Origin of the sequence: Bacillus niameyensis, assembly GCF_001375535.1 — a bacterium.
Classification (GTDB): Bacteria; Bacillota; Bacilli; order Bacillales; family Bacillaceae_C; genus Lederbergia; species Lederbergia niameyensis.
In genome coordinates this window covers 3592487-3607695 of the sequence record NZ_LN831197.1, presented here as the reverse complement: position 1 = coordinate 3607695, position 15209 = coordinate 3592487, and the positions used below count along the sequence as shown (strand labels likewise).

Here is a 15209-nt window from a genome sequence, read left to right as displayed (position 1 = left end):
TAGTGCCCGAAGTTCCTTTTTTTACAAGTGAATTTTATTCTGCTATGCCCTTTAAATATGATAGAATCAGAGTAGGTGATCTTATGAGCAAAGTAAAACGTACTATTTATATAGTTTTAGGTTTAATATCTTTTGGCATTGGGGTTGCCGGGACGGTATTACCTGTTCTGCCAGGAGGACCGTTCTTCCTGTTTGCCTCTTTTTGCTTTACAAAAAGTTCCGAACGCTTGGAAAAATGGTATAAAGGCACCTCTTTTTATAAACGATATGTCGACCGGTATTTTATTAAACGCTACATGACAAAATGGGAAAAAATTCGGATTAACTTGGTCGCTGACTTTTTTATTGTATTATCCGTCATTATGATCGACTTTCTTATCGTAAAAATCGTAATGATCCTACTGGCGCTTATTAAACATTATTACTTTATATTTAAAATCAAAACGATCAAGCCAGATGAAATTAAGCTTATCGTTGGCGAGTAAAATAGCTCCCTTACAAGTAAACTGTACTTAAGGGGAGCTCTTTTATTTCACTCATTCACTGTTCCAGTAAGCTTGCCTATAAATGTACCTATTCTCATTACCTATCCACTTAGTTAGTGCCAAGTATTTAAGATGTACTAGAACCTCTCTCGGTTTCCTCATATCTTCCGACTTTCACCAGTAATCTTTTAACTTCTTCATTAATCATTCGAATTCTTAAGTTATTCTTTCGACTTTGCAGAGGTATCTTTCGAATTCAGACGATAATTTTTCAACTTCCTCTAGGTATTTCGCGACTTCGGCAGATAATCAGATTCAAAACAAGAAAGGCCCCTTAATCACAGGGGCTCCTTCTGATTTAGCCTTCACTTATCCATTTATATTCAGACCTCGCCAGTCTTTCTTCATATTTAGGTGAAATTAACGGCGGTTTACCAGCTTGATTAACTAGTTTTTCCCCGTCTATTAACCCTGCGTTTCGCGGTTCCAGTTTCTGTATTAGCCGTTTTCTCCATTTTAACAGTTCCGATTGAAACTCTTCTTCATTTGCCAAATCCTTACTTTCTTCTGGATCATGTTTCAGGTCAAATAACTGTTCATGATTTAACCGCGGCAGCCAAATATATTTAAATCGCCCATCTGTTAAGTACTGCATTTCCTGGCTTTCCGAATAACAGGCACTATGCTCTCCATGAATATATTCCCTCGAAAAATCACTATCCCCTAATAATAAATTTCTCAAGCTTAAACCATCAACTGATTCAGGAATGTCCGCCCCGATAATATCCAAAATCGTCGGCATTAAATCTTGTAAAAGAACGGGGCGATCCACCTTTTTTACCCGTTGTTCCATTGCTGCTGGTAACTTTATTAATAGTGGCACTTTCGCAGAACCTTCATAAGCGTACGTTTTTCTCCATAATTGATGGTCACCCAACATATCTCCATGATCAGATGTAAAAATAATCAAAGTATGATCTAGCTGACCCGTTTTTCGCAAATAAAATAATAATCTTCCAATTTGATGGTCAATATGAGTAATAGAACCATAATACCCCGCCCTGGCACGTTGGACCTCTTCTTCACTGCGAACGCCTCTCCATGCATCCGGTTCAATCGCTTTCCTTTCTGAACCATAAATGGAATTCCAGTCTCCTGAAAATGGCTTCGGCAAATCCTTATCTATGTACAAGTCAAAATAATAAGCTGGTGGGTCATACGGCGAGTGTGGCCTTGCGAATGAAGTCATTAAGAAAAACGGTTTGCTTGGATCGCGTTTTTTCAAAAAGTTAATAGATTCATTGACTGTCCAATTCGTTGGGTGAAGATACTCTGGTGCGTGATAAGGTCTGGCCATCCATGAATTCCAATCGATCCCATGATCGGTAATTCCATATTCACCACTTTTATTAAGGTCGAACCAATTTTTATAATCCGATGTAAAACCAGGATCTTCTTCCCTTCCGGATTCATCTAAAAGTGTATGATGAAATCCATTTAAGGATCGCTGAGGGTAAAAATGCCCTTTCCCTACAAGCTGTGTATGATAACCTGATTTCGCAAGTTCCCCTGGTAATGTATTTGAAAAGCCAACTCCCATTGGCTTTTGCCCTCTTCCCATCCCTAAAATCCCTGTATTCCAAGGGTCCATCCCTGTTAACAAAGCCGCCCGTGCTGGAACACATGACGGGCTAGGTGTATACGCATTAGAAAAGACTGTCCCCTGTGATCCAATCCAATCAAGATTAGGTGTTTCAACGTAGGGATTCCCATTAATCCCTAAGCAGTCACCACGCTGCTGATCCGTCATCAAAAATAACACATTATATTTATTCATCTGTTTGTTCCTCCTTCCACTTAATTGCTTATGTACGATGAGGGAGGACAGGTTCCTCGTACCACTAAGAACCTTCCCCCTTGTCCCAAAAACTAATTATTTTTATACCTCTCATAAGCTGCTTGCTTAATTTCCATGTATTCTTCTAATCCCATGTTATCCAGCGTCTTTACATAATCATCCCATTTTGAAAGCGGCTCATTTCCAGTAATAAATTTATCGCGCATTTCAACAACGTATTTATCGATATCCGCTCCTATCGATGCTAATACTTTACTTTCATCATCTGTATACGTGAATTGCGGCCATATTTCTTCTGGTATATAAGGTGCAACTTTATTTGCCGCCTCTATCGCTCCCTCTGAACTTGCTGTTCCTAAGAAAAACTCTTCCTTAATCGTACCCATTGGCATACCAAACCAAGGAACATACTTTGCTGCTTCTTGTTCAAACGTTAAACCATCTGGACTGTTTGTAATTTTTTCCACATATTCATATCGCCCATCGGATGCTTCTTGATACGTTTCACCTTCAATTCCCATATAGAAAAGTTTTACACCTTCCTCACTATAGAAATGATCTAACCATCTAACCGTTGCCGCAGGATTTTTATTCTCTTTTGTGATCGCGAAATTCCCCATACTATATGTGATAGGAGAAACCTTCACAAAGTTCTGATCCCCGTAAGGTCCTTCTAAAGCTATTCCACTAACAAATTCTTTACCAATATCTCCTCCCCAAACAGTGACAGGATTCCAATGGACCGCAGCACCGTATACACCCTCCGTTGCATTAGCTAAAAATTGATTGGTTTCAATGGAAAAAATATTTTGGGCGATAAGTTTCTCACTATATAGTTTGTGCAAATATTCCAACATGCTTTTATATCTTTCTGTATTAGCATAAAAGCGGACTTTATCTTCATCAGGATCCAAGTCGATATTGGGATTAGCTCTTCCCTTATTTCCGATCCCAAAAGAACCTAATAGGAAATTAAAAAGCTCATCCATATTCGTTCCCCCGTATGGAATGGCATCAACCTTTCCTCCACTCGGATCTTGCTCTTTAATAGCTTTCAAGTATTCATAAAATTCATCTGTAGTTTCTGGCACATCCATTCCTAATTGATCAAGCCAAGTTTGATTCAACCAAAGAGAAGCCTGTACTCGTAATGATAAAAAGTCTTTAGATACAACAGTTGGAAATGAATATATATTTCCATCCGGAAAAGTAATCGCCTTTCTAATTTCAGGACTTTCGTCAAGAATCTGTTTTAAATTAGGAGCGTAGTCATCAATTAAATCATTAAGTGCAATAATAGACCCTTGTTTACCGTGTTCATATAATTCAACATTACTCAAACTAGTGTGGTAAAAAACATCTGGTAAATTCTCCGCTCCTAAAGCGAGATTTCTTTTTTCTGCTATTGCACTACCTGCTACTTGTTCCCAATCGATATGAATATTCGTCATCTTCTCGTATTCCTGCCATACAAGGAGATCATCCCAGTCGATTGATGCATAATGGTTTCCCTTACCCACCATCATTTTTAATGTAATAGAATCATTCACGATCGGCATCCCACTTTTATTGACGTTATCATTATCAGCCGTTTTATTGGAAGTTTCTTTATTACTACACGCCGCAAGTACTAATAATATCGAAACTGCCAATAAAAATAACTTTCTGTTTAACCTCATCGTTTTCCTCCCCCTATTTTAAAACTACAAAAAATTTACTTTGAGCTTGTCTATATTCATATTTCATAACTCTTGGCAATATTACGTTTTTTGTATGTTGGACTGCTGAGTGGGGGGAGATTGGATGATTATTGGTTGAATTCAAGCTCTCAAATACCAGTTTCGTGAATTCGTCATCCGCGAATCGGAAACTAAGGGTGTCCCTTTCTTCTATAAATGGATATATATAAAGTAAACAGATCGAATATAAGTAATGGGCTTTCGTTTATGCTAACTGAATACTACGGAGACAAGAGAGACAGCCATCGTTAAACTACTACTCCCCCTCTGACTATGAAGTGGATCATTGCAATCTAATTCTCAATTTCAGTAAGCTGTTAAAAGAATAAAGGGATTGCTCTTGCTTGGCGATGTAATTTGAGCAATGAAATTCCAAGGGTAGAACTCGTATCGCCTTTGCTAAGTGTTAACTAAGGTTATATAGTGTCCAAAACATGCATTTTCCGCTTAATTTTTTAAGCAATTTGGGATATTATATTGAGGAGGTGACTAAAGTGTTTTCAAATGAATTGTATTTACAGGAGAAATTTATAGAATTTAAAAGAGATAAGTTAAAAGCAAATGAAAGAATTCTGTCTGAATTTAACGCTAGATTCGGTAATGTAGATATAGTTCAAGTAATTGTTGATGATTCTCATCTAATGAATTACGAACAGGCGGCCCTATTATCAAATTATCAATTTGCAAAAGTTATCGGCTATCTTCACAAAAAAGGTGTTCGAACTTTTGACTATCTCATAAAACGCACTGATTATAATGATAAAGTGCTATCTAATATATTATCTAAATTACTAAAAGCAGACATCATCAAAGAAGTCACTTCCAAAAGGTATGTCATCTCAAATGACTTCCAGTTTCCAATTTTACAATTTATTTCGTATGAAGCAAAATTAACCAATTGGAAAAAGGCAATACTTCAAGCAACAATAAATAAAAAATTCTCTTCATACTCTTATGTTGTTTTACCATTAGATTTAGCAAATAGGTTACAAGAGAATAAAATCAATTATTTTAAAAATCAAAATGTAGGATTAATTGGAGTTTCCAAAGAGAGTATTGAATATCTTTATAAACCAAATAAGGACCGTATTAAACCAAGTATAAACCCTTCCTTTATAAGTAGTGTCGCTAAATATCAACTCGAAACCTCCACATTTTCAATAACAGGATAAAGGAGCCATTAATAATTATTAATAGCTCCTAGTTATTTATATAAAGATAAAGTTATCTTCTTTAAATTGCTCTAAAGCACTTTGATAGTTTCGAACGTGTTTGTCACTAATTCGTTGCAAGGTTTCCGATTCATTATAACGTTTGATATTAGAATTAGCTGCATTAAGAAGTTCTTCTATGAATCTAATTTTCTCTTCTATATTCTTTTTCTTATTTATAGTATCTACAACTTGCTTTATTGATTCAAAGTATTGTTGATAAATTTCATTAAAGCTAATATCATCAACATTGCCCTCAATTACTTTAGTATCTAATTCACATCCGGTAAAGATTTTGTCATATAATTCACTCTTAAGGTGTTTAGGAATACTTAATATGTCATCTTCAATGGCTAGTTCATACATCATTTTCATTGAAGTATATCGCTTTTTTTGCCTTCCCATACTCTCAACTGGCTCTAGTCCCTTTTGTTCTTTATTAAAGTTTCTTAATGAGTAAAACCACCCTGTTCCTATTGCATCTGCACCTACAGAAAAATATAAGACGCTTTCAATTCCAGAGTAGCCGACTACCACTCTTAATCCCAAATTTTTTAAGTCATAGATCAATTGAAGCATCCCCTTTAAACGATTGGGATTAAAATCATGTCTGTGATTATTCTTCTCCCTATCTACAGTAATATAAATCCCGTCAAACTTTCGTGAAATGTCACTAAAGTCATCTAAAAAGTCATTCATATATGATCTGTTTTCAAGTGCAGTTTCATTAAATATGATGGAAACATACCTATCTTTATCAATTTTCCTTTCTTCAAGTTGTTCATGTAAAACTTCCCAAGTGTCCAATAGTTTATCTACTATTCTGTCATTAAAACTATATAGATAGAATGAGGGGGCTATAATCACATCTACCTCAAAATCTAATTGAAAATCTAAAGACTTTTCCACTAACGTCTCTAAATTACCGGGATGTCGCAAAAAGGCTCTGTCTATGATATTTTCTGGAAGGTAGCCCAAATCACTTAACCTTTTGAGAATAGACGTGGGAAACTGTTTATAGTACACCTTAAGGTCCACTAAATTCTCAACTGCACTATAATTTTTATCATAGCTACGTATTTCTTTTATCCTTTCTATGCTTTCTTCTCGAGGATCCCATATTACTCCATCAATTAACTGCTTCGAAAATAACCGCTCTAACTTCGGTCTCCAGGCTGGTCCATGCTGTGCAAAAATCATTTATTTTTCCTCCTTACCTGTTAAAGCCTCTAATTCATGTAATAATTCGTCTATATCTGCCCATCTTCTTGCTCGTTCCTCTATAGCAAGCCTGGCTATTATCTTACTAAATATATAGATCGACTTAGGGCTAGCATCTTTACTTTTCCATAATGGAAACACATAATGCATATCTCTTTTATTCTTTGTATCAAGATACCGTGTCATAGGAAGGAATATTTCTATTGCTATTAAACCGATAGCATATAGATCTGTCCTAAAATCCCAGTTATAATCTGAGGTCGTTCTATCTTGTTCAGGGGCCATATAATATTTTGTTCCGATTATTGCTCCAGTAGCAGTTAGCTGTTCTTCTTCATTTGATTTCACAAGTCCTGCATCAATTATTTTAAAATTACCCTGATGATAGATAATATTTCTTGGGGTAAGATCTCTATGGATGTATCCTGCGTCATACATAACTTTAATTTGACTAACCATTTGAAATAAAAATTGCACAACTACATCAATATCTTGCTCGTTTCGATACAATTCACTTTTATTTAAAGTTTCCCCCTCAAATTTAGTTTCAAAGTAGTATATAAAATGATATTCTCCTTTTTTGTATGTTTGATAATCTTCCAACACTTCAAGTTGGGGTAGGATTGAACACTTTTTAGATGCTTTTAGCTCCCTAATTACTCTTTTTGTATATGCATCAATTTCATCGGTTTTTTCTTGTTCTAGTTCAGAAACTGAAAACGCACTCTGCTCATTTCTATCATACGTGATATAGGGAGACACATCGACAAACTTTAGTATACTAGTTTTATCTGAATCAAAAGTTACTTCGAACACTTGTCTCTGACCACTTTTGGGAAACCTACGATGAGACACCGCAGTTAATCCATGTAATGCTAGGACTTCAACAATATCAGAATCCAATATATAATTTTGTTCCATGTTTCTCTCCTTTATACCTTGTAAATATCAACGTTCTTTTATTCCCCAGGGCTTTATTCTAATAATTAGTTCACCTGCTCCCCCCTGTCCGCCATACCACTTGTTAATAACCACTTTTGTAGGTCTAGTAAATAAGTCACCAATAAAATCCAACTCAACTTTAGTTTCACTGGACATCAATCATCTTTCACAGTTCCATGTACCTTAGCGTGTCCCATCTCATAGGGTACTAGAGGCAGCATTTTTATAAGTTGTGTAAGTTTTATTCATTACATTCTTTTATTTCAAACTGAATCACCCCTTCCAAGAATATAGCCTACTATATTGGTTTTAAAAAAATACCTGTTATAGATAACCTACAAAGAAATGTATGTGCTTTTATTTATTCCACTCTATTTTGAAATACATTTACTATACGGTAGTTTTCTACATTTTCAATTTTCACTAATTTTTATTAGATCATCCTTGGTTTCTCCCTCCAACCTAAGCATACTCCTTCCCCTCCAACATCCACTTCATCAACTCTGTCCGATTAATTAATCGAACCTGGTTGGATGTAGCTAATTTTCTTGCTGGTTCTGTAAAAAAGCTGTTTGTAATGACCCAGCATTCATCTGCTTGATAATGAGTTTTGGCTGAAGCAATCTCTTGGACTGCCTTTATGCCCACCTTATTTTTATAACGTTTAGCTTGAACAATGATTTTTCTTTTGTCCTTTGAAATGACGAGGTCCGCTCCAAAGTCACCCGTTTTAGGGGTTAGTCTAACATGATATCCCCGCGACTTTAATAACACTCCCAAATATTCCTCAAAGGTTCCACCTGACATTTTATCTACTTCTAATATTCCGGACTTTTTCAGTTTATATTGTTTAATTGTGTAACTAATAAACGAGACAATTAAGGGGATCACAGTGAGCAAAATAATAAATAATGTCAATTTTGGCTCGGCAGTTACAATACCCCAAAACAAATCGATCCCCATTTTCCAGTTTTCCATTCCATTAACCTCCATATCACCTTTAATAAAAAAGCAGTTTATCACGCGCCAAACTGAATGCGCTTACATAAAGCTGTAATATCTGTCGCAAATAGCAGAAATACTTATCTAGCATTTTATCATATATAGTAATATTTTCCTATACAATAACTAATATGATTTAAAAAGCAAGTCTATATCTTTAGGAATCTTCATTTAATTAGGACAATATGAGGATAAATGTTTTTTACAAATTCTAAAAAACTGTCCACCGTCTCCATTCATCTTATATTCCGATAACAAGTAAGTTATCCTCGCCTTTCCAAGATAAGAAAGGAGAGGATAATCAACTCCACAATACTAAGAAAGCCCCACGATCTCTCCTTGCTCCGAAATATCCATGGAGCATGCTGCTGGTTTTTGGGGTAGGCCTGGCATAGTCATCATTGTTCCAGTTAGTGCAACGATGAATTTGGCTCCTGCATTTAGTTTTACTTCCCGGACGTTAATCGTAAATCCTGTCGGGGCCCCAAGTAATGCGGGATCATCGGAAAATGAGTAAGGTGTTTTGGCCATACAAATCGGTAAGTCGTCGTATCCTAATTCTGTCATTTTTCGTATTTGCCTTTTAGCTGTCGGTGAAAAATCCACTTGATCTGCTCGATAAATTTCCGTAGCGATCGTTGTAATTTTTTCCTCGATGCTCGCATCTAAGGAATACAGAGGTGTAAAGTGAGATGATTCCTCTTCGCAAAGTTCTACTAGTTTCTCAGCTAATTCGATCCCACCGTCGCCACCTTTTTGATAAACATCAGTCTCGACGACCGTGATCCCCTTTTGACCGATTGTCTCTTTTAATAAGCGAATTTCCTTTTCCGTATCGGAAGGAAATGTATTAATCGCCACAATGAGCGGAACCGCAAATTTTCTTATATTTTCAATATGCCGTTCTAAATTGGCCATCCCTTTCGCAAGGGCATCCAGGTTTTCTTGCGCCAATCCCGACTTGACGACTCCTCCATTCATTTTCAACGCGCGAATCGTCGCCACTAAGACGACAGCACGGGGATTGAGATTGGCCGTTCTTGCTTTTATATTGAAAAATTTCTCGCCACCGAGATCGGCGCCAAATCCAGCCTCTGTTACAACATAATCAGCTAATTTCAAAGCCATTTTTGTCGCTAAAATCGAATTGCAACCGTGGGCGATATTAGCAAATGGGCCGCCATGAATCAGGACAGGTGTATTTTCTATAGTTTGCACGACGTTTGGTTTAATCGCATCTTTTAATAAAAGAGTCATAGCGCCTTCAGCCTGTAAGTCCCGAGCTGTAATCGGCTTGCCTTCATAGTTATAGGCGACAACAATATTCGATAATCTATGTTTCAAATCGGAAAGACTAGTGGCAAGACATAAACAAGCCATCACTTCTGAGGCGACCGTAATATCAAATCCGCTCTCTCGTACGACACCATCAGTTTTGCCACCAAGACCAATAATGATATTTCGTAAAGCTCGATCATTCATGTCCGTTACCCTTTTCAGCATGATGGATTTCGGATCGATTTGAAGAGGGTTTCCGTGATGAAGGTGGTTATCGAGCAATGCGGCAAGTAAGTTATGAGCAGAAGTAATCGCATGGAAATCCCCTGTAAAATGAAGATTAATATCTTCCATCGGTACTACTTGAGCATAACCACCGCCAGCGGCACCACCTTTCATTCCAAAAACTGGACCAAGGGACGGTTCACGAATGGCCGAGATCGCATTTTGACCAATTTTGTGAAGGGCCATAGACAATCCAATATTCACCGTCGTCTTCCCCTCACCAGCAGGCGTTGGGTTAATCGCGGTCACTAGAATTAACTTTCCATCCTGTTTGGTTTCCAGGCGCCTCAATAACTCTAACGAAACTTTCGCCTTATATTTCCCATACAACTCCAATTCCTCTTCCTCAATCCCCATCTCCAAAGCAATCTCCTGAATTGGACGCATCATCGCCTCTTGCGCAATTTGAACATCCGACTTCATAACATCTCCCCCATACGCCGTAATATCTATGCACGTAACTTTTCACTATAATTGTAAAATAAACAAAATGATTGTTCAATGGTGAACAATCATTTGAACTAGGAAAACCATTCTCCAGGTCCTCTGACACACATTTTTCTATCTAAATTCTAATTTTTTTCCTCTTGCTCCCTTTTGACGGCATCTGCTTGTTTTAACATCTTTTCTGCTTACCAAATTCTTTAAGAAAATCATAATATGTAAAAGTTTATTCATAGGTAACCTCTAGCTCATTCTACGTTTCATTTCATCAGATTTTTGCATAGCTTATTCTACTTTCAAACTAAGAGGATTCTTAGCCAATTATTTCTTCAAAACCTATATTTACTATAGGATGAATTCCCCCAGACTCTTCCAACTCGAGGGCCCCATTTTTTGTAATACTTAAAATCTTCCTATAAAATAGGAAAAAAGGGTTCCTGGAGGGACAGAAATGAATCTACCTAAACTATCATTATTTTTTGGAGCTGGGGCTGAGATTGGTTATGGTTTACCTTCTGGCGGGAAGTTTGCTTTGGAAATTTTTAGGGTGTCCAATGAGGAGGATAAGGAATTATTTCGGCAACAAATCCAAAATATTGATCCTCGTTCTCAAATTGCATCGCAATGGTTGCCGGATAATTATGCAAGTAAAAGATTAAATGTTTTTGGTAAAGGGGAATTCGAAGGGTTAATTGCGTCCAGTTTGGAAAATAGGAGAAGTCATATTTTGGACTATCTCGATCATTTCGATAGTCATGTCTCCACTCTGCTTAAAAAGTGGCAAGTCAGTGAAGATGTGATTAGGGAGAAGTTTTCCCTCGAAACTGGTGAACAAATCGGAGATATGAGATATAACCAAGCAATTCGTTTGAATGAAAAGCTAGCATCGCGTGTACCATTATTTGAATCCGATTACTTTTCTGCCTTTTTACGTTTGCTAGAAAAACATCCTACAAATCGTTATTTAAAACGGATTGTTCGTGCTTATCTTGAACTGCTTGTCGGCGCGATTGGACAAAGTCTCGTTTCTCAATTAAATGAAGAGTTATTTACAGCTGCTCCAGACGAAATTAGTGTATTTGATGATCTCTCAGGGATTTTCTCACTGAATTATCAAGGTGTTGGCCAAACAGGTATGGAGATTGTCATTGAGGAAATGCCTATTGATCTGGATGCAAGTACGGATGGGCAGACAATATTTAGGGAATTAGGGCGCACTATTTTAGAAGAAATTTATTGCCAGGCAATGGATTACCAAGCGCTAATCGACAGTCATTTCCGCTACTTATATAACCCGAAAGCACATTGGGCAAAGTTTAGTCGGATTGCCATTTTCCTTCATACTGTTCAAAGATACATAACCAGTCATCTCTCCATTGATGAGGACAAAATCTCGGCAGGGCCCGGTTACTATCATGATCTTTTGAGTTTAAGGGAGCACTTTTATATCGAAGCAATAGGGACGACCAATTATAACAATTTCGTTCAACAAGTAATTTCTAAAACGGAAAATTACGAAGTACCTGTATATCACTTAAATGGTAGTGTCCATGAATATTATGATCCATATAAAAATGCTATTCTCGCTGAACCGAGCGTGGAAGAACGACAAGGCAGGATATTAGTTCCTTTTATGTTCACCCAAAGTGGAGTGAAACCATTAACATCTGTTGATATGTCACGGAAATATGTGGATTTGTATGATCACTTCGTCAAATCAGACGCCGTCTGTGTGATTGGGTATGGATTTAACGGAGATGATGGCCATATCAATGGAATGTTTAGAAGTTTAGTAGAGCAAGAAAACAAACAACTATGTATATTCCACTATAAAACGGATAATCGCACAGAAGCACAACTTTCAAGATATTATCAGCAAAGATTACGCTTAAATTCTTCATCAAATATTCGCGTGCTTTTAGTCGATCATGATCGGTTGACGGACGGACATATTTGGTACGAGGGTTTACTTAACAGGACGGAAATTCTAAAGATATAGGTCTTACGCCTTACTACCAGAAAAAAATCGCACATACTTGACACGTATGTTAAAATTAATTTATCAAAGGGAAATTTTTTGATTAGGAAATTAATTCATAACTTCCCAAGGGGTTTACATCTAAAAATGGATCGTTTAATCTAAACCTAGCTCTTATCATAGAGTTAGGTTTTTTGACGTCAAAACCGATTTAATGGATTATGAGATTGTTTGAAAACTATAGTAAAAAAGACTATACTGATACGAGTTCTTTTTTACTATAAAAAGAGTACATAAAATTATTTCGGGGGACTAAAGAAATGTTTTTAAAGAAAAAGTGGTTCGTTATGTTGGCGGTTATGACTGCTGTATTACTTTTGGGAGCTTGTGGGGGTAAAGATAGTACTGGTGAGATACCACCACAAAATGGTCCGCAAGACCGTTCACCAGATGATCTTATACTGATAAGTGAAGGATTTGAGAAATATCCTCTTTGGATTGGAACGAGTGATGATCCGGGCAGAGATACTTATGTTCATAGTGTGTCTGTTTTTGAAAACGGAAAAGTGACAGAATATGGTGTTTCAGACCTTTATATTAAGGATATTATCGACTTAAGTGATGATGAAATTATTCAGCTAGCAAAAGCTAACTCGAATAATATACGGGAAGGAAACTATACTCTGGATATTACGCTTGATCGTTTAGGACAAACTACTGAAGAAATGAAGGTTGTTTTAACGAGCGGTACAAGGGTAGAAACTTACGAATTAGAATCCGCAGCAGAAGAATATTACTTTGGTAATGCCCTAGGAGAACTAAAAGATGACTATCCGGAATTCGATTTATATGTAGAAGCTATTAAGAATGGTGATGAGCCTATACCGTGGCTTGATAGTGATACACACGCCGAGATAAATGGTGATCAAATAATAGAAACTAGACTTATTGAAGATTATCAATTAATTACGTTTAAGCCGCAATTAATTCAGCAAACTATTTTTGATACAACCTTTTCAGGATTAAGAACGGGCGATAGTGACAGCCTATTAACGCGTGTGGACAACTCATTTGTCGGCTTTAAAATAGATGGTCCAGATTCCAAAGGTAAAAATGTAACAATTGAAGAATATGAATAAAATGAAGGCACATGCTGTAATAAGCGTGTGCCGTTTTTCTATTAGAATATAAGATTCCTTAAGCTTCTTCCCACAGCCTTCTCAAATTATCTAAGCCAATTTTCGATGCTTCCCTGCAATCTTCCATCCCTTCAAATTCTAGGGAAACGAAACCATCATAACCGAAGTCTTTAATGAGTTTCACAATTTGTGGTATGTTGACATCACCTTGTCCAACAATTGAGCCTCTTAAATAGTTGCCATTTGCCGATTTAAACCATTTGCCGCCACCCGGATTTTCATAATATGGGCGGATATAGAAATCTTTAAAATGGACAAGCGATGCAAAAGGAAGGTTCTTTTTTACGCCCACGATCGGATCTTCATCAACACAGAGGAAGTTCCCTACATCTAATGTTGTTTTAAAATTAGGTCGATCTACTTCTAGTACAACACGTTGCACCCGATCACTATGCTGCACACATTGACCATGGTTTTCGATTGTCGTTGTAATCCCGAATTGAGCCGCATAATCAGCGATTTGACGGCTCCCTTCTACCATTAAATGCAAGTTCTTTTCAAACCATTCAATCGTAATTTTTTCTGGCGGAAGGGTAAAAGCAGTAACATCATGACGCATATGTTTAATCCCCATGCGATTGCACAAATCAACGTGTTCTTTAATTCGAGCTACTTCTTTCGCAAACTCTTCTTCTGTTTCTTGAACAAAGTTTGCCGGCATTGAGTAGTTAGAAAGCGCGATTCCAACTTCCTCGGCTTTGTCACGAACCGCATCAGCAAGTTCAAGATTATCAACAAGTGTAAAACCATAAGGAACGATCTCCATATGTTCCCCGCCGTTATCAGCGATCCATTGAACAACATCTAGCACTGTCATCTCGCCTTTTCTAATAGCACCGAGCAAACTGTACGTACTCAAACCTAGTTTCATAAAAATTCAACCCTTCCTCCAATGAATTTTATAACAATTCTGATTTTACCATAATATCATTCTCATTTGGTAGTTTCTTGCTTGTTGAAATCTCCTATTTTCGAAGATAAATGTCGCTGTTGGACGTGATCAGAGACAAAACTGGATCAGAATCGGAGTATTTGTCTCTGATAGACGTTCTCAAAGACAAAACTTCGACTTTTTCATAAATAATGTCTCTGATGCTCATGATCAGAGACAAATCTAGCTTAGAATCGGAGTATTTGTCTCCGATAGACGTTCTCAAAGACAAAACTTCGACTTTTTCATAAATAATGTCTCTGATGCTCATGATCAGAGACAAATCTTCGACTTTTTTGAAGATAAAGGGCACGTACTACTAGTAGTGGAAAATTTTGGCGAAGGTATTGAAAGAAAAGTTAAAATAGTGTAAATTCTATGAAAAGGTACTTCAAGAGTTATTGAAACGAAGAGTGGTTATCTGACCCCCACTATTGAAAACACATACGCAGACATCCTTTATTAAATTTGGTACACCAAGGGCTTCCCTTGTTTATCGATACTCCTGAAGGGAGCGTGATCGTTCAAAATTGGTCTTCGCTATGAATATATTAAAAGCGAAGTAGTAGTAAACGGTCTACCAGAATGAAAGTGGCCTACTATATTTAGGTTGCCACTGCTAAACCAAAATGGTGA

Annotated in this window: 11 protein-coding genes; 4 read left to right on the top strand and 7 right to left on the bottom strand. The window is 37.0% G+C overall.

What is annotated here, in order from left to right:
* Positions 1-83: 83 nt before the first annotated feature.
* A complete protein-coding gene (locus BN1243_RS16810) occupies positions 84-485 on the top strand; it encodes a YbaN family protein (protein WP_062108744.1) in 402 nt (133 codons plus the stop codon).
* Between the two features lie 358 nt (positions 486-843).
* On the opposite strand, the gene BN1243_RS16805 is transcribed toward BN1243_RS16810, so the two are convergent.
* Both BN1243_RS16805 and BN1243_RS16800 read right to left on the bottom strand, forming a co-directional pair.
* Positions 844-2322, bottom strand: a complete 1479-nt coding sequence (locus BN1243_RS16805) for an arylsulfatase (RefSeq protein WP_062108742.1) — start codon at positions 2320-2322, stop codon at positions 844-846.
* 92 nt (positions 2323-2414) lie between these two features.
* Complete coding sequence (locus tag BN1243_RS16800; RefSeq protein WP_062108740.1) at positions 2415-4022, bottom strand: extracellular solute-binding protein; 1608 nt, start codon at positions 4020-4022, stop codon at positions 2415-2417.
* A 554-nt stretch (positions 4023-4576) separates the two neighbouring features.
* Here BN1243_RS16800 and BN1243_RS16795 point away from each other — a divergent pair.
* Entirely contained in the window at positions 4577-5254 is a 678-nt protein-coding gene (locus tag BN1243_RS16795) for a hypothetical protein (protein ID WP_062108738.1), read from the top strand.
* Positions 5255-5290: 36 nt separating this feature from the next.
* On the opposite strand, the gene BN1243_RS16790 is transcribed toward BN1243_RS16795, so the two are convergent.
* The 4 genes from BN1243_RS16790 to BN1243_RS16775 form a co-directional block, all read right to left on the bottom strand.
* Positions 5291-6493, bottom strand: coding sequence for a hypothetical protein (locus BN1243_RS16790; protein ID WP_062108736.1), 1203 nt, complete (start codon positions 6491-6493; stop codon positions 5291-5293).
* Entirely contained in the window at positions 6494-7435 is a 942-nt protein-coding gene (locus BN1243_RS16785) for a protein kinase domain-containing protein (protein WP_062108734.1), read from the bottom strand. It lies immediately after the preceding gene.
* 483 nt (positions 7436-7918) lie between these two features.
* Positions 7919-8434: a restriction endonuclease gene (locus tag BN1243_RS21425; RefSeq protein WP_230200232.1), complete on the bottom strand. Its 516-nt coding sequence runs from the start codon at positions 8432-8434 to the stop codon at positions 7919-7921.
* Positions 8435-8773: 339 nt separating this feature from the next.
* Positions 8774-10444: a formate--tetrahydrofolate ligase gene (locus BN1243_RS16775; protein WP_062108732.1), complete on the bottom strand. Its 1671-nt coding sequence runs from the start codon at positions 10442-10444 to the stop codon at positions 8774-8776.
* Positions 10445-10916: 472 nt separating this feature from the next.
* Here BN1243_RS16775 and BN1243_RS16770 point away from each other — a divergent pair, with 472 nt between their 5' ends.
* Together BN1243_RS16770 and BN1243_RS16765 are read left to right on the top strand one after the other, a co-directional pair.
* A complete protein-coding gene (locus BN1243_RS16770; protein WP_062108730.1) occupies positions 10917-12464 on the top strand; it encodes an SIR2 family protein in 1548 nt (515 codons plus the stop codon).
* A 299-nt stretch (positions 12465-12763) separates the two neighbouring features.
* Positions 12764-13582 carry a hypothetical protein gene (locus tag BN1243_RS16765; protein ID WP_062108729.1) on the top strand — a complete coding sequence of 273 codons (819 nt, stop codon included), beginning with the start codon at positions 12764-12766 and terminating at the stop codon, positions 13580-13582.
* Between the two features lie 58 nt (positions 13583-13640).
* Here the strand turns inward: BN1243_RS16765 and BN1243_RS16760 are convergent, their stop codons facing one another.
* Positions 13641-14513, bottom strand: a complete 873-nt coding sequence (locus tag BN1243_RS16760; RefSeq protein ID WP_062108728.1) for a sugar phosphate isomerase/epimerase family protein — start codon at positions 14511-14513, stop codon at positions 13641-13643.
* Between the last annotated feature and the right edge of the window lie 696 nt (positions 14514-15209).

Excerpts from the sequence above, each read along its gene's own strand:
- BN1243_RS16810 (WP_062108744.1), top strand. The coding sequence starts at position 84 with ATGAGCAAAGTAAAACGTACTATTTATATAGTTTTAGGTTTAATATCT.
- BN1243_RS16805 (WP_062108742.1), bottom strand. The coding sequence starts at position 2,322 with ATGAATAAATATAATGTGTTATTTTTGATGACGGATCAGCAGCGTGGT.
- BN1243_RS16800 (WP_062108740.1), bottom strand. The coding sequence starts at position 4,022 with ATGAGGTTAAACAGAAAGTTATTTTTATTGGCAGTTTCGATATTATTA.
- BN1243_RS16790 (WP_062108736.1), bottom strand. The coding sequence starts at position 6,493 with ATGATTTTTGCACAGCATGGACCAGCCTGGAGACCGAAGTTAGAGCGG.
- BN1243_RS16785 (WP_062108734.1), bottom strand. The coding sequence starts at position 7,435 with ATGGAACAAAATTATATATTGGATTCTGATATTGTTGAAGTCCTAGCA.
- BN1243_RS21425 (WP_230200232.1), bottom strand. The coding sequence starts at position 8,434 with ATGGAAAACTGGAAAATGGGGATCGATTTGTTTTGGGGTATTGTAACT.
- BN1243_RS16775 (WP_062108732.1), bottom strand. The coding sequence starts at position 10,444 with ATGAAGTCGGATGTTCAAATTGCGCAAGAGGCGATGATGCGTCCAATT.
- BN1243_RS16770 (WP_062108730.1), top strand. The coding sequence starts at position 10,917 with ATGAATCTACCTAAACTATCATTATTTTTTGGAGCTGGGGCTGAGATT.
- BN1243_RS16765 (WP_062108729.1), top strand. The coding sequence starts at position 12,764 with ATGTTTTTAAAGAAAAAGTGGTTCGTTATGTTGGCGGTTATGACTGCT.
- BN1243_RS16760 (WP_062108728.1), bottom strand. The coding sequence starts at position 14,513 with ATGAAACTAGGTTTGAGTACGTACAGTTTGCTCGGTGCTATTAGAAAA.